At 70.8% G+C, this 21,676-nt stretch carries 19 protein-coding genes; 1 reads left to right on the top strand and 18 read right to left on the bottom strand.

Going from position 1 to position 21,676, the window contains the following annotated elements; translation table 11 throughout:
• Positions 1-2: 2 nt before the first annotated feature.
• The 6 genes from carB to pyrR all read right to left on the bottom strand — a co-directional run bounded on the left by carB (position 3) and on the right by pyrR (position 8,015).
• Positions 3-3,311, bottom strand: a complete 3,309-nt coding sequence (carB, locus tag ACFY2Z_RS22785) for a carbamoyl-phosphate synthase large subunit (protein WP_390745924.1) — start codon at positions 3,309-3,311, stop codon at positions 3-5.
• The gene (gene carA, locus ACFY2Z_RS22780) at positions 3,304-4,446 is read right to left on the bottom strand and encodes a glutamine-hydrolyzing carbamoyl-phosphate synthase small subunit (protein WP_390745923.1); all 1,143 of its coding nucleotides are present in this window, start codon (positions 4,444-4,446) and stop codon (positions 3,304-3,306) included. Before carA ends, carB begins: the two co-directional genes overlap by 8 nt.
• Positions 4,443-5,054 (bottom strand): hypothetical protein, encoded by a 612-nt coding sequence (locus ACFY2Z_RS22775; protein ID WP_390745922.1) that lies wholly within the window; start codon positions 5,052-5,054, stop codon positions 4,443-4,445. Before ACFY2Z_RS22775 ends, carA begins: the two co-directional genes overlap by 4 nt.
• The gene (locus tag ACFY2Z_RS22770; RefSeq protein ID WP_390745921.1) at positions 5,051-6,337 is read right to left on the bottom strand and encodes a dihydroorotase; all 1,287 of its coding nucleotides are present in this window, start codon (positions 6,335-6,337) and stop codon (positions 5,051-5,053) included. Before ACFY2Z_RS22770 ends, ACFY2Z_RS22775 begins: the two co-directional genes overlap by 4 nt.
• A gap of 5 nt (positions 6,338-6,342) precedes the next feature.
• Positions 6,343-7,338, bottom strand: coding sequence for an aspartate carbamoyltransferase catalytic subunit (locus ACFY2Z_RS22765; RefSeq protein ID WP_355913665.1), 996 nt, complete (start codon positions 7,336-7,338; stop codon positions 6,343-6,345).
• A gap of 104 nt (positions 7,339-7,442) precedes the next feature.
• Positions 7,443-8,015, bottom strand: a complete 573-nt coding sequence (gene pyrR / locus ACFY2Z_RS22760) for a bifunctional pyr operon transcriptional regulator/uracil phosphoribosyltransferase PyrR (RefSeq protein ID WP_311696015.1) — start codon at positions 8,013-8,015, stop codon at positions 7,443-7,445.
• Between the two features lie 241 nt (positions 8,016-8,256).
• Between pyrR and bldD the strand changes: the two genes are divergently transcribed.
• Entirely contained in the window at positions 8,257-8,760 is a 504-nt protein-coding gene (bldD, locus tag ACFY2Z_RS22755; RefSeq protein WP_311696017.1) for a transcriptional regulator BldD, read from the top strand.
• A gap of 263 nt (positions 8,761-9,023) precedes the next feature.
• On the opposite strand, the gene nusB is transcribed toward bldD, so the two are convergent.
• The 12 genes from nusB to ACFY2Z_RS22695 all read right to left on the bottom strand — a co-directional run bounded on the left by nusB (position 9,024) and on the right by ACFY2Z_RS22695 (position 21,674).
• Positions 9,024-9,452, bottom strand: coding sequence for a transcription antitermination factor NusB (gene nusB, locus ACFY2Z_RS22750; protein WP_390745920.1), 429 nt, complete (start codon positions 9,450-9,452; stop codon positions 9,024-9,026).
• Positions 9,453-9,454: 2 nt separating this feature from the next.
• Positions 9,455-10,021 carry an elongation factor P gene (efp, locus tag ACFY2Z_RS22745; protein ID WP_311696020.1) on the bottom strand — a complete coding sequence of 189 codons (567 nt, stop codon included), beginning with the start codon at positions 10,019-10,021 and terminating at the stop codon, positions 9,455-9,457.
• A gap of 44 nt (positions 10,022-10,065) precedes the next feature.
• The gene (locus ACFY2Z_RS22740; RefSeq protein ID WP_390745919.1) at positions 10,066-11,172 is read right to left on the bottom strand and encodes an aminopeptidase P family protein; all 1,107 of its coding nucleotides are present in this window, start codon (positions 11,170-11,172) and stop codon (positions 10,066-10,068) included.
• Positions 11,173-11,413: 241 nt separating this feature from the next.
• Complete coding sequence (locus ACFY2Z_RS22735; protein ID WP_390745918.1) at positions 11,414-12,280, bottom strand: Pro-rich N-terminal domain-containing protein; 867 nt, start codon at positions 12,278-12,280, stop codon at positions 11,414-11,416.
• A gap of 174 nt (positions 12,281-12,454) precedes the next feature.
• Complete coding sequence (gene aroB, locus ACFY2Z_RS22730) at positions 12,455-13,546, bottom strand: 3-dehydroquinate synthase (RefSeq protein ID WP_311696026.1); 1,092 nt, start codon at positions 13,544-13,546, stop codon at positions 12,455-12,457.
• The gene (locus ACFY2Z_RS22725; RefSeq protein ID WP_390746012.1) at positions 13,543-14,025 is read right to left on the bottom strand and encodes a shikimate kinase; all 483 of its coding nucleotides are present in this window, start codon (positions 14,023-14,025) and stop codon (positions 13,543-13,545) included. Before ACFY2Z_RS22725 ends, aroB begins: the two co-directional genes overlap by 4 nt.
• A 32-nt stretch (positions 14,026-14,057) precedes the next feature.
• A complete protein-coding gene (gene aroC, locus ACFY2Z_RS22720) occupies positions 14,058-15,242 on the bottom strand; it encodes a chorismate synthase (RefSeq protein WP_390745917.1) in 1,185 nt (394 codons plus the stop codon).
• A 214-nt stretch (positions 15,243-15,456) separates the two neighbouring features.
• Positions 15,457-16,293: a shikimate dehydrogenase gene (locus tag ACFY2Z_RS22715; RefSeq protein ID WP_390745916.1), complete on the bottom strand. Its 837-nt coding sequence runs from the start codon at positions 16,291-16,293 to the stop codon at positions 15,457-15,459.
• A complete protein-coding gene (gene mltG, locus ACFY2Z_RS22710) occupies positions 16,290-18,053 on the bottom strand; it encodes an endolytic transglycosylase MltG (RefSeq protein WP_390745915.1) in 1,764 nt (587 codons plus the stop codon). The genes ACFY2Z_RS22715 and mltG overlap by 4 nt, the downstream gene beginning before the upstream one ends.
• A gap of 123 nt (positions 18,054-18,176) precedes the next feature.
• Complete coding sequence (gene ruvX, locus ACFY2Z_RS22705; protein WP_388971656.1) at positions 18,177-18,641, bottom strand: Holliday junction resolvase RuvX; 465 nt, start codon at positions 18,639-18,641, stop codon at positions 18,177-18,179.
• Between the two features lie 13 nt (positions 18,642-18,654).
• Positions 18,655-21,327, bottom strand: a complete 2,673-nt coding sequence (gene alaS, locus ACFY2Z_RS22700) for an alanine--tRNA ligase (protein ID WP_390745914.1) — start codon at positions 21,325-21,327, stop codon at positions 18,655-18,657.
• Entirely contained in the window at positions 21,327-21,674 is a 348-nt protein-coding gene (locus ACFY2Z_RS22695) for a hypothetical protein (RefSeq protein WP_390745913.1), read from the bottom strand. Before ACFY2Z_RS22695 ends, alaS begins: the two co-directional genes overlap by 1 nt.
• Positions 21,675-21,676 lie beyond the last annotated feature (2 nt).

Below are 21,676 nucleotides of genomic sequence, written 5' to 3'. Positions count from 1 at the left end.
TGCTAGTCGCGGGCCGCGGTCAGGTGTTCCGCGTGTTCCTGGAGCGAGCGGACGCTCACGTCGCCGCGGTTGAGGGCGTCGATGCCCTGGACGGCGGCGGCGAGCGCCTGGACCGTCGTCAGACAGGGCACGGAGCGGGCCACCGCGGCCGTACGGATCTCGTAGCCGTCGAGGCGGCCACCGGTGCCGTAGGGGGTGTTGACGATGAGGTCGACCTCGCCGTCGTGGATGAGCTGGACGATGGTCTTCTCACCGTTCGGGCCGGTGCCCTCGGACTGCTTGCGCACGACGGTGACGTTGATGCCGTTGCGCTTGAGCACCTCGGCCGTGCCGGAGGTGGCGAGCAGCTCGAAGCCGTGGGCCACCAGCTCCCGCGCCGGGAAGATCATCGACCGCTTGTCCCGGTTGGCCACCGAGATGAAGGCGCGGCCCTTCGTCGGCAGCGGGCCGTAGGCGCCCGCCTGCGACTTGGCGTACGCCGTGCCGAAGACGGAGTCGATGCCCATGACCTCGCCGGTGGAGCGCATCTCCGGGCCGAGGACCGTGTCCACGCCCCGGCCGTGGATGTCGCGGAACCGCGACCACGGCAGCACGGCCTCCTTGACCGAGATCGGCGCGTCCAGCGGCAGCTCGCCGCCGTCGCCGTTCTTCGGCAGCAGACCCTCCTCGCGCAGCTGCGCGACGGTCGCGCCCAGCGAGATCCGGGCGGCGGCCTTGGCCAGCGGCACCGCGGTCGCCTTCGAGGTGAAGGGGACGGTGCGGGAGGCGCGCGGGTTGGCCTCGAGGACATAGAGGATGTCACCCGCCATCGCGAACTGGATGTTGATCAGTCCGCGCACCCCGACGCCGCGGGCGATGGCCTCCGTGGAGGCGCGCAGCCGCTTGATGTCGAAGCCGCCCAGCGTGATCGGCGGCAGCGCGCACGCCGAGTCGCCGGAGTGGATGCCGGCCTCCTCGATGTGCTCCATCACACCGCCGAGGTACAGCTCCTGGCCGTCGTAGAGGGCGTCCACGTCGATCTCGATCGCGTCGTCGAGGAAGCGGTCGACGAGCACCGGCCGGGACGGGCTGATCTCGGTCGACTCGGCGATGTACGACGCCAGCCGGGTCTCGTCGTAGACGATCTCCATGCCGCGTCCGCCGAGGACGTACGACGGCCTGACGAGGACCGGGTAGCCGATCTCGTCCGCGATCGCCTTGGCCTCCCCGAACGTGGTGGCCGTGCCGTGCTTGGGGGCCGGCAGCCCGGCCTCGGCGAGCACGCGACCGAACGCGCCGCGGTCCTCGGCGGCGTGGATCGCCTCGGGCGAGGTGCCCACGATCGGCACGCCGTTGTCCTTCAGTGCCTGGGCCAGGCCCAGCGGGGTCTGGCCGCCGAGCTGGACCACGACGCCCGCGACCGGGCCGGCCTGCTGCTCGGCGTGGACGATCTCCAGCACGTCCTCGAGCGTCAGCGGCTCGAAGTACAGGCGGTCGGAGGTGTCGTAGTCCGTGGAGACCGTCTCGGGGTTGCAGTTGACCATCACGGTCTCGTACCCGGCGTCTCTGAGCGCGAAGGAGGCGTGGACGCAGGAGTAGTCGAACTCGATGCCCTGGCCGATCCGGTTGGGACCGGAGCCCAGGATGATGACCGCGGGCTTCTCGCGCGGCGCGACCTCGCTCTCCTCGTCGTAGGAGGAGTAGAAGTACGGCGTCTTCGCGGCGAACTCGGCGGCGCAGGTGTCCACCGTCTTGTAGACCGGGCGCACGCCCAGCGCGTGCCGTACCTCGCGCACCACGTCCTCGCGCAGGCCCCGGATCTCGGCGATCTGCTGGTCGGAGAAGCCATGTCGCTTGGCCTCGGCCAGCAGCTCGGCGTCCAGCCGCTCGGCGGCGGCCAGCTCGTCCGCGAGCTCCTTGATGAGGAAGAGCTGGTCGACGAACCAGGGGTCGATCCTGGTGGACTCGAAGACCTCCTCCTGGGTGGCGCCCGCGCGGATCGCCTCCATGACCGTGTTGATCCGGCCGTCCGTGGGACGGGCGGCCTCGCGCAGCAGCGCCGCCTTGTCGCCGGTCTCGCCCGTGAAGGCGAACTGGCTGCCCTTCTTCTCCAGGGAGCGCAGCGCTTTCTGGAACGCCTCGGTGAAGTTGCGGCCGATCGCCATCGCCTCGCCGACCGACTTCATGGTCGTGGTCAGCGTGGAGTCGGCCGACGGGAACTTCTCGAAGGCGAACCGCGGCGCCTTGACGACCACGTAGTCGAGGGTCGGCTCGAAGGAGGCCGGGGTCTCCTGGGTGATGTCGTTGGGGATCTCGTCGAGGGTGTAGCCCACGGCGAGCCTGGCGGCGATCTTGGCGATCGGGAAGCCGGTGGCCTTGGAGGCGAGGGCGGACGAGCGCGACACGCGCGGGTTCATCTCGATGACGATCACACGACCGTCCTCGGGGTCCACCGCGAACTGGATGTTGCAGCCGCCCGTGTCCACGCCGACCTCGCGGATGACGGCGATGCCGATGTCGCGCAGGATCTGGTACTCGCGGTCGGTCAGGGTCATCGCCGGGGCGACGGTGATCGAGTCGCCGGTGTGCACACCCATCGGGTCGAAGTTCTCGATGGAGCAGACGACCACGACGTTGTCGTTCTTGTCGCGCATCAGCTCCAGCTCGTACTCCTTCCAGCCGAGGATGGACTCCTCCAGGAGCACCTCGGTGGTCGGCGAGAGGGTGAGGCCCTGGCCCGCGATGCGACGCAGCTCGTCCTCGTCGTGCGCGAAGCCGGACCCGGCGCCGCCCATGGTGAAGGAGGGGCGGACGACGACCGGGTAGCCGCCGAGCTGCTCGACGCCGGCCAGCACCTCGTCCATGGAGTGGCAGATCACCGAGCGGGCGGACTCACCGTGCCCGATCTTCCGCCGGACCGCCTCGACGACCTCCTTGAACTGGTCGCGGTCCTCGCCCTTGTGGATGGCCTCGACGTTGGCGCCGATCAGCTCGACGCCGTACTTGTCCAGGACACCGTTCTCGTGCAGCGCGATGGCGGCGTTGAGGGCCGTCTGACCGCCCAGGGTGGGCAGCAGGGCGTCGGGGCGCTCCTTGGCGATGATCTTCTCGACGAAGTCCGGGGTGATCGGCTCGACGTACGTGGCGTCCGCGATCTCCGGGTCGGTCATGATCGTCGCCGGGTTCGAGTTGACCAGGACGACCCGCAGGCCCTCGGACTTCAGCACCCGGCACGCCTGGGTGCCGGAGTAGTCGAACTCGGCGGCCTGGCCGATGACGATCGGGCCGGAGCCGATGACCAGGACGGACTGGATATCGGTGCGCTTAGGCACGCTGGCCCTCCATCAGGGATACGAAGCGGTCGAACAGGTAGGCGGCGTCGTGCGGTCCCGCGGCGGCTTCGGGGTGGTACTGGACGCTGAAGGCCGGCTGGTCGAGCAGCTGGAGGCCCTCCACCACGTCGTCGTTGAGGCAGACGTGGGAGACCTCGGCGCGGCCGTAGGGGGTGTCGGACACCTGGTCGAGGGGTGCGTCGACGGCGAAGCCGTGGTTGTGCGCGGTGACCTCGACCTTGCCGGTCGTACGGTCCTGCACCGGCTGGTTGATGCCGCGGTGGCCGTACTTCAGCTTGTAGGTGCCGAAGCCGAGCGCACGGCCGAGGATCTGGTTGCCGAAGCAGATGCCGAACAGGGGCGTCCGCCGCTCCAGGACGGCCTGCATGACGGCGACGGGGTGGTCGGCGGTCGCGGGGTCGCCGGGGCCGTTGGAGAAGAACACGCCGTCCGGGTTCACCGCGAACACGTCCTCGGCGGTCGCCGTCGCGGGCAGCACATGCACCTCGATGCCGCGCTCGGCCATGCGGTGCGGGGTCATGCCCTTGATGCCCAGGTCGATCGCGGCGACGGTGAACCGCCTCTCGCCGATGGCGGGGACGACGTAGGCCTCCTTGGTGGCGACCTCGGCGGCCAGGTCCGCGCCCACCATCTCGGGGGCCTGGCGGACCTCGGCGAGCATGGTGCCCTCGTCGGGCAGCGCGTGGCCGGAGAAGATCCCGACGCGCATGGCGCCGCGCTCGCGCAGATGGCGGGTGAGCGCGCGGGTGTCGATACCGCAGATGCCGACGACGCCCTGGTGGCGCAGCTCCTCGTCCAGCGCGCGCTTGGCGCGCCAGTTGGAGGGCACGCGCGCGGGGTCGCGCACGACGTAGCCCGCGACCCAGATCCGCTGGGACTCGGGGTCCTCGTCGTTGACCCCGGTGTTGCCGACGTGGGGGGCGGTCATCACGACGACCTGGCGGTGGTACGACGGGTCGGTGAGGGTCTCCTGGTAGCCGGTCATGCCGGTGGAGAACACGGCCTCGCCGAAGGTCACCCCCACGGCCCCGTAGGCACGGCCGCGGAAGATCCGGCCGTCCTCCAGGACGAGTACGGCGGGAGTCCTGGTGGCTCCCTCGGTGGAGGTGGTCATCGTGCGCCTTCCATCTTGTCGATCATGTGGTTCAGGGTGTCGACCCAGTCGTTGTGCTCGGCCGCGCGGTCGGAGCGGAACCCGGAGTCGAGCAGCTTGCCGCCGTGCTCCCAGGTCACGACCAGCAGTCCGCCCTCGGTGAGCACCTTGCCCGCGATGCCCTTGTCGAGCCGGGCCCCGCGCAGCTGCTCGGCGGGGACGAAGAAGTCGGTCGCGCCGGGGCGTACGACGTCGAGTCCGGCGTCCGTCAGCGTGAGCTCGACCCGGCTGCGGGTACCCAGGCCGTGGGCCACGATGCGGTCCAGCCACTGTCCGGCGGTCGTGGAGCCGTGGTAGCGGCCGCTCATGCTCAGTCTCGCCGGACCGGGCTCCTCGGGCATTCCGGGCCGGGGCGGTTTGCCGCCCCCGTTGAGGGTGGTGGGCGACGGGCGGGCGGGCAGCTCCGGCAGGTCGCTCTGGAGGGTGCCGCGCCACTTCCAGCCCTCGCGCATCAGCCAGTAGACGAGCGCGACGAACAGGGCGAGCCCCACGAGCCAGCCGATCCGAGCGGCCCAGTCGGTCACTTCCGCCGATTTCTTCGCGGCGGCGAGCAGGATTTCAGAAGTCACGCGAGCTTCCCGTCAACGAGGGTGGCCTTGCCCCGGAGCCAGGTGTGGGTGACACGGCCCGGCAGCTCACGGCCCTCGTACGGAGTGTTGCGGCTGCGCGAGGCGAAGCCCGCGGGGTCCACCTGCCCACGGTAGGCGGTGTCGACGAGGGCGAGATTGGCGGGCTCACCTGCCGAGACGGGGCGGCCGTGGCCGGCGGCCCGGCCGATCGTCGCGGGCTTGAAGGACATGCGGTCGGCGACCCCCGCCCAGTCGAGCAGCCCGGTGTCGACCATCGTCTCCTGCACCACGGACAGCGCCGTCTCCAGGCCCACCATGCCCATGGCGGCGGCGGCCCACTCGCAGTCCTTGTCCTCGTGCGGATGGGGGGCGTGGTCGGTGGCGACGATGTCGATCGTGCCGTCGGCGAGTGCCTCACGCAGCGCCATGACGTCGCGCTCGGTGCGCAGCGGCGGGTTGACCTTGTAGACCGGGTTGTAGGTGCGTACCAGCTCGTCGGTGAGGAGCAGATGGTGCGGGGTGACCTCGGCGGTGACGTCGATGCCGCGGGACTTCGCCCAGCGCACGATCTCGACGGACCCGGCGGTCGACAGATGGCAGATGTGCACGCGCGAGCCGACGTGGTCGGCGAGCAGCACGTCCCGGGCGATGATCGACTCCTCGGCGACCGCGGGCCAGCCGCCGAGCCCCAGTTCCGCGGAGACGACGCCCTCGTTCATCTGCGCGCCCTCGGTGAGCCGCGGCTCCTGCGCGTGCTGGGCGACCACCCCGCCGAAGGCCTTCACGTACTCCAGCGCCCGGCGCATGATCACCGCGTCGTCGACGCACTTGCCGTCGTCGGAGAAGACGGTGACGCCGGCCGCCGACTCGTGCATGGCGCCCAGCTCGGCGAGTTTCTTGCCCTCCAGGCCGACGGTGACGGCACCGATGGGGTGGACGTCGCAGTAGCCGTGCTCCCGGCCGAGGCGCCACACCTGCTCGACGACGCCGGCGGTGTCGGCGACCGGGAAGGTGTTGGCCATGGCGAACACGGCCGTGTAACCGCCGCCGGCGGCGGCCCGGGTCCCGGTCAGGACCGTCTCGGAGTCCTCGCGGCCGGGTTCGCGGAGGTGGGTGTGCAGATCGACGAGGCCCGGCAGCAGCACCTTGCCCTCGGCCTCGACGACCTGGGCGCCCTCGGCGGACAGCCCCGTGCCGACCGCCTCGATGGTCTCGCCGTCGATCAGGACGTCCTGCGGCTCACCACCGAGCACCCTCGCACCACGGATCAGGATCTTGCTCATCTGTCTTACTTCTCCTCGGTACGGGTGTCGGGCTGGGCGGAGGCGTTCCGGGAATCGAATACAGCCCCGCCGAGCAGCAGGTACAGAACGGCCATCCGGATCGAGACACCGTTGGCCACCTGCTCGACGGCGGTGCAGCGCCCGGAGTCGGCGACCTCGGCGGTGATCTCCATGCCGCGGACCATCGGGCCGGGGTGCATGACGATGGCGTGTTCCGGCATCCTCGCCATCCGGTCGCCGTCCAGGCCGTAGCGCCGGGCGTACTCGCGCTCGGTCGGGAAGAAGGCGGCGTTCATGCGCTCGCGCTGGACGCGCAGCATCATCACCGCGTCCGACTTGGGCAGCGCGGTGTCGAGGTCGTAGGAGATCTCGCAGGGCCAGGAGCCGACGCCGACGGGCAGCAGAGTGGGCGGGGCGACCAGGGTGACCTCGGCGCCCAGGGTGTGCAGCAGATCGACGTTGGAGCGGGCGACCCGGCTGTGCAGCACGTCTCCGACGATGGTGATGCGCTTCCCGGCCAGGTCGTGGCCCAGTCCCGCGTCCCGGCCCACCAGGCGGCGGCGCATGGTGAACGCGTCGAGCAGTGCCTGGGTGGGGTGTTGGTGGGTGCCGTCCCCGGCGTTGATCACGGCGGCGTCGATCCACCCGGAGTTGGCCAGGCGGTAGGGGGCTCCGGAGGCGCCGTGCCGGATGACGACGGCGTCGACGCCCATCGCCTCCAGGGTCTGGGCGGTGTCCTTGAGGGACTCGCCCTTGGACACGCTGGATCCCTTGGCGGAGAAGTTGATCACGTCCGCGGACAGCCGCTTCTCGGCGGCCTCGAAGGAGATCCGGGTGCGGGTGGAGTCCTCGAAGAAGAGGTTGACGACGGTGCGGCCGCGCAGGGTCGGCAGCTTTTTGATCGGCCGGTCCGCGACCCGGGCCATCTCCTCGGCGGTGTCGAGGATCAGGACGGCGTCGTCACGGGTGAGGTCGGCGGCCGAGATGAGATGGCGCTGCATCTGTCAGGCTCCGTAAGGCAGTTCATCATTCGGGAGGATTCGGGCAGGCGCGGGCGCGCGGGGACGCACTCGCGGGACGTACGGCAGGGGTGTACGTCGGAGTGCTACTGCTGTGCGCCCGCCACGGTCTGCTTCACTCCGAGCAGCACGGTGTCACGACCGTCCTCCTCGGTGAGCTGGACCTTGACCGTCTCCCGCAGCGACGTGGGGAGGTTCTTGCCGACGTAGTCGGCACGGATCGGAAGTTCACGGTGGCCGCGGTCGACGAGGACCGCGAGCTGGACCGCGCGCGGGCGCCCGATGTCGTTCAGGGCGTCGAGGGCGGCGCGAATGGTGCGGCCGGAGAAGAGCACGTCGTCGACGAGCACGACGAGCCGGCCGTCGAGCCCGTCTCCGGGGATCTCCGTACGGGCCAGGGCACGCGGGGGCTGCAGCCGCAGATCGTCGCGGTACATGGTGATGTCGAGGGAGCCGACCGGGATCGTACGGCCGGTGATCTGCTCGAGCTTCACGGCGAGCCGACGGGCGAGGAAGACGCCCCGGGTCGGGATGCCGAGGAGCACCACGTCGTCGGCGCCCTTGGCGCGCTCGACGATCTCGTGGGCGATGCGGGTGAGCACCCGCGCGATGTCAGGACCTTCGAGAACGGGTCGGGCATCGGAATGCTGTGTGTCCATACGAAACGGACCCCCTTCTCCGCCTCACGGGACGGACCTTAAAGGACGTCGGAATTGCGCCATACAGACTACCAGCCCGCCTGGGGCGGTCGATCACCCCCCTGGCGCCCCCGTGTCACCCGTTCGGCGTCACCGCACGTCGCCGCTCACGGACGGGTCGCTGCGGACCATTCGGCTTGACGGGGGAGAGTCACGCTGCGTAACCTCACAGTGAGTCACCAGCCTTCGTCCGGGGAGCTATATGTCCAGCGAATACGCCAAACAGCTCGGGGCCAAGCTCCGGGCCATCCGCACCCAGCAGGGCCTTTCCCTCCACGGTGTGGAGGAGAAGTCCCAGGGACGCTGGAAGGCGGTCGTGGTCGGGTCGTACGAGCGCGGAGACCGCGCCGTCACCGTGCAGCGCCTCGCCGAGCTGGCGGATTTCTACGGGGTTCCGGTTCAGGAACTGCTGCCCGGCACCACTCCGGGCGGCGCCGCCGAGCCGCCGCCGAAGCTCGTTCTGGACCTGGAGCGCCTGGCCGGCGTGCCGGCCGAGAAGGCGGGCCCGCTGCAGCGGTATGCGGCGACGATCCAGTCCCAGCGCGGTGACTACAACGGCAAGGTCCTGTCGATCCGCCAGGACGACCTGCGCACCCTCGCGGTGATCTACGACCAGTCGCCCTCGGTGCTGACCGAGCAGCTGATCAGCTGGGGCGTCCTGGACGCGGACGCGCGCCGTGCCGTGGCGTCCCACGAGGAGAGCTGACCCTCCCTCCCGTCTCAGCAGAAACGTGCCGCCGGGGGGTGGCCGGGCCAGTACGGTCCGGCCACCCCGGCGGCGTTCTCGGGGCCTGTGACGGCCGCCCTGGGACCGATACGCCGGAGGGCCCGCAGCATGCGTGCTGCGGGCCCTCCGGCGTATGTACGGCGTCCTCGCTCCCGGGGTGCGGCCGCGCCCGAAAGGGCGCGCGGGACCGCGGCCCGCGGACACCCCAGCGCCGCGGCGAGCGGCGCGGTGCGTCCGCGGAGCTACTCGCGGCGCAGCGAGGGCTTCAGGTCCTTCAGCCGGCCGAGCAGCCCGTTGACGAACGCGGGCGACTCGTCCGTGGAGAACTCCTTGGCGAGCTGCACCATCTCGTCGAGCACCACGGGGTCCGGCGTCTCGTCGACCCAGATCAGCTCGTAGGCACCGAGGCGCAGGATGTTGCGGTCGACGACCGGCATCCGGTCGAGGGTCCAGCCGACCGCGTACTGCGCGATCAGCTCGTCGATGCGCTTCGCGTGCCCCGCGTAACCCTCGACCAGCTGCATCGTGTACTCGCTCACCGGCGGCTGCCGGGTGTCGGTCCGCGAGAGCCGGATCCAGTCCGCGAGGACCGTCAGGACGTCGGCCCCGCGCTGGTCGCCCTCGAAGAGGATCTGGAAGGCGCGCTTACGGGCCGTGTTACGAGCAGCCACGGTTAGCTGTTCACCCGGCCGAGGTAGTCGCTCGTGCGGGTGTCAACCTTGATCTTCTCACCGGTGGTGATGAAGAGCGGGACCTGGATCTGGTGGCCGGTCTCCAGGGTGGCAGGCTTGGTGCCACCGGTGGAGCGGTCGCCCTGGACGCCCGGCTCCGTCTCGGCGATGGTCAGCTCGACAGCGGCGGGCAGCTCGACGAAGAGCACCTCGCCCTCGTGCTGCGCGACGACGGCTGTGAAGCCCTCGATGAGGAAGTTCGCGGCGTCGCCGACGGCCTTCGGGTCGATGTGCAGCTGGTCGTACGTCTCCATGTCCATGAAGACGAAGTACTCGCCGTCCTTGTACGAGAACTGCATGTCGCGCTTGTCGACGGTGGCCGTCTCGACCTTGACACCGGCGTTGAACGTCTTGTCGACGACCTTGCCGGAGAGCACGTTCTTGAGCTTGGTGCGCACGAAGGCCGGGCCCTTGCCGGGCTTGACGTGCTGGAACTCGACGACGGACCAGAGCTGGCCGCCTTCGAGCTTGAGCACCAGGCCGTTCTTGAGGTCGTTCGTGGAAGCCACGGTTGCGGAATCTCCTGGACTGACGTACGACCACGGGGCACGCGTCACAACGCGAGCAGCTCCTTGGTCGTGATGGTGAGTAGCTCGGGTCCGCCGTCCGCCTCGGGGCGTACGACGAGCGTGTCATCGATCCGGACCCCGCCCCGGCCCGGGAGGTGAACCCCGGGTTCGACGGTGACCGGCACGCAAGCGTCCAGTTTACCCATGGCGGCCGGGGTCAACTGCGGGTCCTCGTCGATTTCGAGTCCCACACCGTGCCCGGTGCCCGGCCCGAGGCCGCTGCCGTACCCCGCGGAGTCCAGTATCTGACGCGCTGCGCGGTCCACGTCCCGGTACGCGACCCCTGGTGCCAGGGCCTGCCGACCGGCCCGCTGGGCGGCGAAGACAAGATCATACAACTCGATCTGCCAGTCCGCGGGCGAGGTGCCGATCACGAAGGTGCGGCCGATCTCGCAGCGGTAGCCGCGGTAGGTGGCCCCGAGGCAGACGGAGAGGAAGTCGCCCTCCTCCACCCGCCGGTCGGTGGGGCGGTGACCTGGACGGCCGGAGTTCGGGCCGGTGCCGACGGAGGTGCTGAAGGCGGGCCCGTCGGCGCCATGGTCGATCAGACGGCGCTCCAGTTCGAGGGCGAGATGGCGCTCGGTGCGGCCGACGAGGATCGACTCCAGCAGCTCGCTCAGCGCCTGGTCGACGATCTCCGCCCCGATGCGCAGCAGGGAGATCTCCTCCTCGTCCTTGACCAGCCGCAGCTGCTCGACCGCGCCACCGAGGTCGAGGAGCCGCAGCCGGGGGGCGACCGAGTTCAGGGCCCGGTGCCGGGCCACCGTGAGGTGGTGCTCCTCGACCGCCAGGGACTCGGCGCTCTGCGCGGCGGCCAGATCGGCACCGGCCACGGCGGGGTCGCCACCGGCCGGCGGCAGCACCTGGACCCGTAGCGACTCGTCCGGCCGTCCGTCGATCAGCTCGTCGTCCGGCGGCCCGGCGCACAGCAGCACGTCCTCCCCCGTGCCGACCAGCAGGACGGCGCCCTGGGGCGCGGCGCCCGCGAGATAGCGGACATTGGCGGGGCGGGTGACCAGCGCCGCCGCACTGCCACCCGCGCTGCAGCGATCCCTCAGCCGGTCCCGGCGGGCCGCGTACACCTCTGGCATGACCCGAGCCTACGAGCGGTGGCCGGATGTCGCCGTTCCAACGGGGCCGGACGGGCGGCCGGGCAGGCTCCGGAGGCGGCCCGAAGGCCTACGGCGGCGGGCCGGACGCCCCTTGCCGCAGAGCCCCGAGCGGCCCGTGGAAAGGGACCGGGAGCGGGCCCCTCGGCTCACCACCTGCGCCTCTTACGGCGTCACGGCCGCAGCGGGAGCGCGTGGTCACCCGGATGGCCGCACGGACCGGTCACCACTGCGGCGGGCTGGCGATCGAGCGGGCCAGGACCTCGTCCAGCGCCCGGGCCGTGCCGGCCACGTCGAGCTGTGAGTTGTCGATGATCGGCAGTCCGGAGCCGTACCAGCCGGCCATGCGGCCGTGGATCCGGGCGACCTCCTCGTCGGTGAGGCGGCGGTTGCCCGTGCGCTCCGCGTTGCGCTCCAGGACTATCTCCAGGCCGGGCAGCAGGACGACCGGGAGCAGACCGGGACCCACATGCCGCTTCCAGCCACCGAGGCCGACGACCGGGCGGTCCGGGAAGACGGCGTCGTCGAGGATGCACGAGATGCCGTTGGCCAGGAAGTTGCGGGCCGCGAAGCCGCAGGTGCGGCGGGCGAGACGATACTGCGCCTCCGAGTGGTCGTTCCACCCCGACTGGGGGTCGGCGAAGCCGGAGCGCACCCATTCGCGTACGTCGTCGAGGCTGATGTGGGCCGTGGGGACCCGGCGGTGGTCGGCCCAGTACTTCGCGACGCTGGTCTTGCCCGCGCCCGCCGGGCCGATGAGCAGCACCGCGAGCGTGGCGCACGAGGGGTCCGGCGCGGGCACGGCCGGGGGCGTGCCCGGCATGCCGTCGGGGGCGCCGGGCGGACGACCGACCTGGGCCGTGGTGTCCGGCGCGGGCTGGACGGGAGCCTGGTGCGGGGGCACACGGGTGTGCGGAGGACCGGGCGGCACCGCGGGACCCGCGAAGCCCGGCGCGGGCGGGACGTGCGGTGCGGGACCCGGATGGGCACCCGGCTGTCCCGGCTGGTGCGCGGCCGGTGACCAGGCGGTCACCGGTTCCTGCCCCGGCTGGTGGGGCGGCGGCAGCGGAGCTCCCACTGCGTGCTGCATCCGGTGCCACTCCGTCTCTTTGTCTCGGGCTCGCTCCCCACCGAACCGTACCGTCCCCGGCCGTTGTTGTGTGAACGGCCGGGGGCGGCCCGAAGTGCCCGTTGTCGCAGGCGAATCGGGGCAACCGGCGCCCGGCGGAACGAGTCGCCCGCCGATCGGGCCCCGGAGCGCGGGCTACTGGCCGACTTCGCCGTACGCGGCCAGGAGCACCGCCGGGTCCGGGCCCTCCAGCACGGTCGGCCTGGCCAGACCGTCCAGCACGATGAAGCGGAGCAGATCGCCGCGGGACTTCTTGTCGACCTTCATGGTCTCCAGCAGCCTGGGCCACTGGTCGTAGCGGTAGTGCAGCGGCAGCCCGACGGCCTCGAGGACCGTACGGTGGCGATCGGCCGTGGCGTCGTCCAAGCGGCCCGCCAGCCGCCCGAGTTCGGCGGCGAAGTGCATACCGACGGCGACGGCGGCGCCGTGGCGCCACTGGTAGCGCTCGTTCTTCTCGATCGCGTGGCCGAGCGTGTGCCCGTAGTTGAGGATCTCCCGCAGGCCGGACTCCTTCAGGTCCGCCGAGACCACCTCGGCCTTGACCCTGATGGAGCGCTCGATCAGCTCGGCGGTGCGCGGGCCGGCCGGGGTACGGGCGGCGGCCGGGTCCTCCTCGATCAGGTCCAGGATCACCGGGTCGGCGATGAAACCGGCCTTGATCACCTCGGCGAGACCGGACACGTAGTCGTGGACCGGCAGGGAGTCCAGGGCGGCGAGGTCGCACAGCACACCCGCGGGCGGGTGGAAGGCGCCCACCAGGTTCTTGCCCTCGGCGGTGTTGATACCGGTCTTGCCGCCGACCGCCGCGTCCACCATGGCCAGCACGGTGGTCGGAACGGCGATCCAGCGCACTCCGCGCAGCCAGGTCGCGGCCACGAACCCGGCCAGGTCGGTGGTCGCGCCGCCGCCCACGCCGACGATGACGTCGGTGCGGGTGAAGCCGGACTGGCCGAGCGCCTTCCAGCAGTAGGCGGCGACCTCGGCGGTCTTGGCCTCCTCGGCGTTCGGGACCTGGATGGCGATCGCCTCGAAGCCCTGCCCCGCGAGGTCGGCGCGCAGCGCCTCGCCCGTCTCGGTCAGCGCCTCCGGGTGGATCACGGCGACCCGCTTGACCCGGTCACCGATCAAACCGGCCAGCTCACCCAGGAGTTGACGGCCCACCAGGACCTCGTAGGGGTCGGTGCCCGCGGTACCGCCGATCCGGATCCGCGTCACTGCCTCGCTCATGCTTCCTTCAACTCCACTGCGTCCAGAACGGCTCGGGTCACCTCTTCGGGGCTCCGGGCGTCGGTGGAAACGACGGCCGTGGCGACCTCTTCGTACAGATGGCGGCGTGCCTCCATCAGCTCACGCCACTGTCGGCGCGGGTTGACGGCGAGCAGGGGGCGGGCCGTGTTGAGGCCGGTGCGCCGCACCGCCTCCTCGACGTCCATCGAGAGGTAGACCACCCGCTGTCCGGCGAGCAGGGCGCGGGTGTCCTCGTCCAGGATCGCGCCGCCGCCCAGGGCCAGCACACCGTGGTGCTCGGCGACCGCCCGTCGCACGGCCTGCTTCTCGAGCGTGCGGAAGAAGGACTCGCCCTCGTCCACGAAGATCTCCGCGATGCTGCGGCCCTGCTCGGCCACGATGTCGTCGTCGGTGTCGCGGTAGCCGACGCCCAGCCGCTCGGCCAGCAGCTGCCCGACGGTGGACTTTCCCACCCCCATCGGGCCGACGAGGACGACCGCGGGTGCCGCGCTCACCGGATCTCCAGGGCGTCGAGGTAGGAACGCACGTTGCGGCGGGTCTCCGGCACGCTGTCGCCGCCGAACTTCTCCGCCACCGCGTCCGCCAGGACGAGCGCGACCATCGCCTCGGCGACGATGCCGGCCGCCGGGACCGCGCACACGTCGGAGCGCTGGTGATGCGCCTGCGTCGGCTCGCCCGTGGAGACGTCGACGGTCCGCAGCGCGCGGGGCACGGTCGCGATGGGCTTCATCGCCGCGCGGACGCGCAGCAGCTCGCCGGTGGACAGCCCGCCCTCGGTGCCGCCGGAGCGGCCGGTCGCCCGCTTGATGCCGTCGGCCGTCGTCACGATCTCGTCATGGGCCTTGGAGCCCGGCACCCGGGCCAGCTCGAAACCGTCGCCGACCTCGACGCCCTTGATCGCCTGGATGCCCATCAGCGCGGCGGCGAGCCGCGCGTCGAGCCGGCGGTCCCAGTGGACGTGCGAGCCGAGGCCGACGGGCACGCCGTAGGCGAGGACCTCGGCCACGCCGCCGAGGGTGTCGCCGTCCTTGTGAGCCTGGTCGATCTCCGCGACCATCGCCTTCGACGTGTCCGCGTCCAGGCAGCGCACCGGGTCGGCGTCCAGCTTCTCCACGTCGGCCGGGGTCGGGTAGACGCCGTACGGGGCCTTCGTCGACGCCAGTTCGACGACGTGCGAGACGATCTCGATGCCCGCGGTCTCCTTCAGGTACGACCGGGCCACCGCGCCGAGCGCCACACGCGCCGCGGTCTCACGGGCCGACGCGCGCTCCAGGATCGGCCGCGCCTCGTCGAAGCCGTACTTCTGCATACCGGCGAGGTCGGCGTGGCCGGGCCGCGGCCGGGTCAGCGGCGCGTTGCGGGCCAGTCCCGCGAGCACCTCGGGGTCCACCGGGTCGGCCGCCATGACCTGTTCCCACTTGGGCCACTCGGTGTTCCCGACCATGATCGCCACCGGGGAGCCCAGGGTGAGACCGTGCCGGACGCCACCCAGGAAGGTGACCTCGTCACGCTCGAACTTCATCCGCGCACCGCGGCCATAGCCGAGCCGCCGCCGCGCCAGGTGATCCGCCACCATCTCCGTGGTGATCGGCACGCCGGCGGGAAGGCCCTCCAGCGTCGCGACAAGTGCGGGACCGTGGGACTCCCCCGCGGTCAGCCAGCGCAACCTGCTCAACGGTGCTCCTCAGTGCTCGCGCCTGGTACTGCCCTGCGTACGCGCGTCCTCGCGTACGGCGACAGCGCGACCGGGTGCGCGGCCCCGGCCCGCCACCACCGATCCTCCCACGTCCGGCGGTGTGAACCGGTCCCAGGTCCATCAGACGGACGCCTGCACACGGGGTTCCCTCGCTCGGAAGCGGTCCGGAGCGGGCCGTTCCGAGAGCTGTCGCCTAACGAGCCGCCAGGGCGTGCTCCCCCGCCTTGCGCATGGCGTCCACCGGGACCGGGGAGCGGCCCGTCATCTGTTCGACCTGGAGCACCGCCTGGTGCACCAGCAGGTCGAGGCCGCTGACGACGGCGCCGCCGTGCGCGGACCAGCGTGCCGCGAGAGCGGTGGGCCAGGGGTCGTAGAGCACGTCGAAGAGGGTCGCGGGGCGCTCCGGTACGGCGGCGGCGAGCACGTCCGTGGTCCCGGCCGGGGTGGTGGCGACGACCAGCGGGGCGTGCAGCGCCCGCGCGGCCTCCGACCAGTCGGCCGTCCGGACGTCGATGCCGATCCGCTCGCCCCACTGCCGCATCTCGGCGGCCCGTGCCTCGCTGCGGACATAGGCGACGACCTCGCCGGTGCAGACGCGCGCGAGGGCGGCCAGCGCGGAGGAGGCGGTCGCGCCCGCGCCGAGGATCGCGGCGGAGTCGACCTGCTCGACGCCTCGTTCGCGCAGCGCGGCGACCATCCCGGGGATGTCGGTGTTGTCACCGATGCGCCGCCCGTCCTCAGTGAACACCACCGTGTTCACCGCCTCGACGCCGGCCGCGGTGTCGCTGATCGCGTCGAGCAGGGGGATGACGGCCCGCTTGAGCGGCATGGTCAGCGAGAGGCCGGCCCATTCGGGTCCGAGGTCCGCGAAGAACCCCGGCAGCGCGGCCTCGTCGATCTCGAACCGGTCGTAGGACCAGTTCGTCAGTCCCAGCTCGTCGTACGCGGCGCGGTGCAGCACCGGGGAGAGGGAGTGGGCGATCGGGGAGCCGAGGACGGCGGCCCGGCGCTTGCCGGCGGTGCTCGTCATTGTCCCTTCTTCTGCTCTTCGAGGTACTTCTCGCGGTTGCGGTTCTGCTCCGCGTTGGTCTCGGCGAACAGCGTCTCGTTGTCGCTGATCGAGACGAAGTAGTACCAGTTGCCCTTGGCCGGGTGGAGCGCGGCCTTGATCGCCACTTCGCCGGGGTTGTCGATCGGGCCGGGGGGCAGGCCGTGGACCCGGTAGGTGTTGTACGGGTTGTCGATCTTCCGGAGGTCGTCGACGGAACCGGTGGCGAGCTTGGACTGGCCGCGCAGGTAGTTCACCGTCGAGTCGAAGTCGAGCCGGCCGGCGGTCTCCGTGTTGTTCGGCTTGAGCCGGTTGTAGACGACCGTGGCGACCTTCTCGAAGTCGCGTTTGGACTTGCCCTCGGCCTGGACGAGGCTCGCGACCGTCAGGACCTGGAGCGGGTTGTCCAGGTTGAGGCTCTTCGCCTTGGCCTGGAGGCCGTACTCGGCGTACTTCTCCTTGGCCATGTCGACCATCTGTTTGAGGACGTCCTCGGGCTTCATGCCCTTGGCGACCGGATAGCTGGACGGGTAGAGGAACCCTTCCAGCGGGTCCTGGATGCTGCTGTTGGTGTCGGCCCAGTCGGGCAGGCCGAAGCTCTTCCACTCCTTCAAGGCGAGAGCCTGGGTGGTGCCCGCCTTGAGCTGCAGACGGTCGTCGATCGCCGCGTAGATCTTCGTGTTGCGCCAGCCCTCGGCGATGATCAGGTTGTTCTTGCTCGCCGGGCTGAGCATCAACTGCACGGCCGCCGCCGCGGACATGTGCTTCTTCAGCGTGTACGTGCCCGCCTGGAGGGTCTTGCCGTTCGGGTTCTGCTCCTGCGCCGCGACGAACGCGTCGACGCTCTTGACGACACCGGCCTGCTTGAGCACCTGGCCGATGGCGTAACCGCCGGACCCCTTGGGGATGGTGACCGTGACCTGCTCGCCGCTGCCCTCGCCGGCATAGTCGGGCGCCGTGCCGAAACGATTTTGGTAGAACTGCCACCCGAAGTAGCCGACTCCGCCGATACCGCCGCCGAAGACCAGGACGACGACCAGGCAGGCGCAGCCGTTGCGGCGCTTCTTGCCCTTGCCGCCGCGCCCCCGGCGGTCGCCACGGCCACGGCTCTCGTCGTCATCGTCGTCGTCGGCGTCGTCTCCCGCGAAGAACGCGTGTTCGCCCTGATCCGGGCCCGGGTCCCAGTCGGTCTCCGGCTCCGGCTCGGCCTTCCTGCGGTGCGGCGGCTCGGGCGGCGGATAGGCGTCCGGCGTCTGGTAGTGGTCGGGCTGCTCACCGTAGGCACCGCTCTGGGTGCCGTACGGGTCCCCGGGGTCGGCGGCGTAGGGGACCTGACCCTGGTCCTGGCCCTGACCGCCGCCCCAGTTCTCGTCGCCGTAACCCTGCTGGTGCTGGCCGGGATAGGGCCCCGCGTTCTGCTGCGGCTCCTGCTGGTACTGCTGTCCGTCCGGCCCGTGCTGCGGGTACTGCTGCCCGTGCTGCTGCTGGTACTGGTCCGGGTACTGCTGCCCGCCGTGGCCGGGGTACTGCTGGTATCCCTGCTGTCCCTGGCCGTACGGGTCGCCCTGCGAACCGTTCCAGCCGCCGTAGTGCTGCTGTGCCTGCTCCGGGTGCTGCTGCGGCCGGCCGCCGTGAGGGGACTGGCCGGCATGGGCCTGCTGTCCTCCCCATCCGCCGTCCCCGTACAACGGGTCCTCCGGATGCCACGGTGCGGAGCCTTGGCCCCGGCCATACTCAGTCATCGATCCCCTAGAGCCGCGAGGCGGCGGTCGCGGGCTCCGGTGCCCCGGCTTCCGTTCCGCCTCTTTGCTGTGCGGTGGCTGTTCGAACACCATCGCATCGCGCGGAACGTTACCGTATCGCGATCAGATGACCACTTCGACGCCCTCGCCGGGTGCTTTACCTGACACCCGTTCGGATTCGAGGGCCTGCTGGAGGATGATGACGGCCGCTGCCTGGTCGATCACGGACCGTCCCTTCTTGGACTTCACGCCGGAGGCGCGCAGTCCCTGACCCGCCGTCACCGTCGTCATCCGCTCGTCCACGAGCCGCACCGGTACGGGTGCGATCGAACGGGCCAGCTCCTGCGTGAAGCCGCGAACCTTTACGGCGGCCGGACCCTCGCCCCCCTTGAGGGAGCGAGGCAGGCCGACGACGACCTCGATCGGCTCGTACTCCTCGACGAGCTGCTTCAGCCGACGCTGGGCCGCCGGAACGTCCCGTCCCGGAACCGTCTCCACCGGGGTGGCGAGGATCCCGTCGGGGTCGCACGAGGCGACCCCGATCCGGGCGTCACCGACGTCGATCGCGAGTCGGCGTCCTCTTCTCATCTGTGTGGCCGCCCTACTTGGCGGTCTCGGCGATCAGGCGTTCGACGGCCTCGACGGCCTCACCGACGGCGGCCGGGTTCTGGCCGCCGCCCTGGGCGACGTCCGGCTTGCCGCCACCGCCGCCACCGAGGGTCTTGGCGGCCGTACGGACCAGGTCGCCGGCCTTCAGACCGCGCTCACGGGCGGCCTCGTTGGTGGCGATGACCGTGAGCGGCTTGCCGTTGTTCACGGTGAACAGGGCGACCACGGCGGCGCGTCCGCCCTGGATGCGGCCCCGCACGTCGAGGACCAGCTTGCGCAGGTCGTCCGGGGTGGTGCCGTCCGGGACCTGACCGGTGACGACCGCGATCCCGCGGACGTCCCTGGCGGACTCGGCGAGACCGGCGGCGGCCTGGAGCACCTTCTCGGCGCGGAACTTCTCGATCTCCTTCTCGGCGTCCTTCAGCTTGCCGAGCATTCCGGCGACCTTCTCCGGCAGTTCCTCCGGGCGGCCCTTGAGCAGCTCGGTGAGCTGGTTGACGACCGTGTGCTCCCGGGCGAGGAAGTGGTAGGCGTCGACGCCGACCAGGGCCTCGATACGACGGACACCGGAGCCGATCGAGGACTCGCCGAGCAGCTTCACCAGGCCCAGCTGGGCGGTGTTGTGCACATGCGTGCCGCCGCACAGCTCCTTGGAGAAGTCGCCGATGGTCACGACGCGGACCCGCTCGCCGTACTTCTCACCGAACTCGGCGATGGCGCCCTGCTTCTTGGCCTCGTCGATCCCCATGATCTCGGCGTGCACGTCGAGATCGCGGGCGAGCACCTCGTTGATCTTCTGCTCGACGTCGGTCATCACGGCCGTCGGGACGGCCGACGGGGAGCCGAAGTCGAAGCGGAAGCGGCCCGGCTGGTTCTCGGAACCGGCCTGGGCGGCCGTCGGGCCGAGGGCGTCCCGCAGAGCCTGGTGGGTGAGGTGGGTGGCCGAGTGGGCGCGGGCGATGGCCTGGCGACGGCGGAGGTCGATCGAGGCGTGGACCTTGGCGCCGACGGTGACCTCGCCGACCTGGACGACGCCCTTGTGGACGTAGACGCCCGGGACCGGCTTCTGGGTGTCGCGGACCTCGATGACGGCACCGGAGTCCGTGCGGATACGGCCGGTGTCGCCGATCTGGCCGCCGCCCTCGGCGTAGAACGGGGTGCGGTCGAGCACGATCTCGACCTCGTCGCCCTCGGTGGCGGCCGGGGAGGAGGCGCCGTCGACGAGGATGCCGACGACCGTGGACTCGCCCTCGGTGTCGGAGTAGCCGATGAAGTCGGTCTCCCCGGAGGAGTCGGCGATCTCGCGGTAGGCGCCGAGGTCGGCGTGGCCGGTCTTCTTGGCCTGGGCGTCGGCCTTGGCGCGCTCCCGCTGCTCCTTCATCAGGCGGCGGAAGCCGTCCTCGTCCACCGCCAGGCCCTGCTCGGCGGCCATCTCGAGGGTGAGGTCGATCGGGAAGCCCCAGGTGTCGTGGAGCAGGAAGGCCTTGTCGCCCGACAGGACCGTGCCGCCGGCGGCCTTGGTCTCGGTCACGGCGGTGTCGAGGATGTTGGTGCCGGCCTTCAGCGTCTTGAGGAAGGCGTTCTCCTCGGCGAGGGCGACCTTCTCGATGCGCTCGCGGTCGGTGACCAGCTCGGGGTACTGCTGGCCCATCATGCGGATGACGACGTCGATCAGGTCCCTGACGACCGGACCGGTGGCGCCGAGCAGACGCATGTTGCGGATGGCGCGGCGCATGATGCGGCGCAGGACGTAGCCGCGGCCCTCGTTGCCGGGGGTCACACCGTCGCCGATGAGCATGGTGGCGGTGCGCATATGGTCGGTGACCACACGCAGGGAGACGTCCGAGCCGTGGGCGTCGCCGTAGGCCACACCGGTCAGCTCGGTGGCCTTGTTGATCACGGCCATGGAGGTGTCGATCTCGTACATGTTCTGCACGCCCTGCAGAATCATGGCGAGGCGCTCGAGACCGAGGCCGGTGTCGATGTTCTTGCTCGGCAGGTCGCCGAGGATCTCGAAGTTGTCCTTGCCGGTGCCCTCGCCGCGCTCGTACTGCATGAAGACGAGGTTCCAGATCTCCACGTACCGCTCGTCGTTGACGGCGGGGCCGCCCTCGACGCCGAACTCGGGGCCGCGGTCGTAGTTGATCTCGGAGCACGGGCCGCAGGGGCCGGGGACGCCCATGGACCAGAAGTTGTCCTTCATGCCCAGGCGCTGGATGCGCTCGGCGGGGACGCCGACGACGTCGCGCCAGATCTGCTCGGCCTCGTCGTCGTCCTGGTAGACGGTGATCCACAGCCGCTCGGGGTCGAGGCCGTAACCGCCCTTGTCCTGGGACGAGGTGAGCAGCTCCCAGGCGAGCTTGATGGCGCCTTCCTTGAAGTAGTCGCCGAACGAGAAGTTGCCGCACATCTGGAAGAACGTGCCGTGGCGCGTGGTCTTGCCGACCTCTTCGATGTCGGGCGTGCGCACGCACTTCTGCACGCTGGTGGCGCGCGGGAACGGCGGCTTGACCTCCCCCAGGAAGTAGGGCTTGAAGGGCACCATGCCGGCCGGGACGAGCAGCAGAGTCGGGTCGTCCGCGATGAGCGACGCCGAAGGGACGACGGTGTGACCGCGCTCCTCGAAGAAGCTCAACCAGCGGCGGCGGATTTCAGCCGACTCCATCAGTGGTCCTCATTCCGATTGTGCGAGTACGTCGTGGTCTCGATGTACTTCGGGTTGTTGCTGTTCTCGATGGCGGGGTACCGCCGTGGTCCCGGGAGCTGGTCGACGGGAGCGTCCAGGCCGAGGGCGTCGCCGAGTTCCGCCTCCCGCTGGGCCATGCCGGCGCGGACGTCGAGCGCGAAGTCGAGCGCGCGGTCCTTGAGCCGGTGACCGGCCTCGAGTGCCTTGTTCGCCGCCTGCGCGGCCAGGCTCTCGGGGGTCAGTTGCCTCAGCTTGCGGTTGACCTTGGTGGTGGCCCACACACCGGCTGCGACGCCTGTGGTGAACCAGAACGTACGGCGGAACATCG

Origin of the sequence: Streptomyces sp. NPDC001222 (assembly GCF_042896945.1) — a bacterium.
GTDB lineage: Bacteria > Actinomycetota > Actinomycetes > Streptomycetales > Streptomycetaceae > Streptomyces > Streptomyces gibsoniae.
The sequence above is the reverse complement of the archived record's forward strand: the minus strand, read 5'-3'. Positions and strand labels throughout refer to the sequence as shown.

Bases quoted from the DNA above. Each gene is read 5' to 3' on its own strand.
- ACFY2Z_RS22725 (WP_390746012.1), bottom strand. From the start codon at position 14,025: ATGGGGGTGGGAAAGTCCACCGTCGGGCAGCTGCTGGCCGAGCGGCTG.
- ACFY2Z_RS22715 (WP_390745916.1), bottom strand. From the start codon at position 16,293: ATGACGAGCACCGCCGGCAAGCGCCGGGCCGCCGTCCTCGGCTCCCCG.
- bldD (WP_311696017.1), top strand. From the start codon at position 8,257: ATGTCCAGCGAATACGCCAAACAGCTCGGGGCCAAGCTCCGGGCCATC.
- ruvX (WP_388971656.1), bottom strand. From the start codon at position 18,641: ATGAGAAGAGGACGCCGACTCGCGATCGACGTCGGTGACGCCCGGATC.
- ACFY2Z_RS22770 (WP_390745921.1), bottom strand. From the start codon at position 6,337: ATGAGCAAGATCCTGATCCGTGGTGCGAGGGTGCTCGGTGGTGAGCCG.
- aroB (WP_311696026.1), bottom strand. From the start codon at position 13,546: ATGAGCGAGGCAGTGACGCGGATCCGGATCGGCGGTACCGCGGGCACC.
- ACFY2Z_RS22740 (WP_390745919.1), bottom strand. From the start codon at position 11,172: ATGCCAGAGGTGTACGCGGCCCGCCGGGACCGGCTGAGGGATCGCTGC.
- pyrR (WP_311696015.1), bottom strand. From the start codon at position 8,015: ATGGACACACAGCATTCCGATGCCCGACCCGTTCTCGAAGGTCCTGAC.
- ACFY2Z_RS22735 (WP_390745918.1), bottom strand. From the start codon at position 12,280: ATGCAGCACGCAGTGGGAGCTCCGCTGCCGCCGCCCCACCAGCCGGGG.
- ACFY2Z_RS22695 (WP_390745913.1), bottom strand. From the start codon at position 21,674: ATGTTCCGCCGTACGTTCTGGTTCACCACAGGCGTCGCAGCCGGTGTG.
- alaS (WP_390745914.1), bottom strand. From the start codon at position 21,327: ATGGAGTCGGCTGAAATCCGCCGCCGCTGGTTGAGCTTCTTCGAGGAG.
- mltG (WP_390745915.1), bottom strand. From the start codon at position 18,053: ATGACTGAGTATGGCCGGGGCCAAGGCTCCGCACCGTGGCATCCGGAG.
- carA (WP_390745923.1), bottom strand. From the start codon at position 4,446: ATGACCACCTCCACCGAGGGAGCCACCAGGACTCCCGCCGTACTCGTC.
- ACFY2Z_RS22765 (WP_355913665.1), bottom strand. From the start codon at position 7,338: ATGCAGCGCCATCTCATCTCGGCCGCCGACCTCACCCGTGACGACGCC.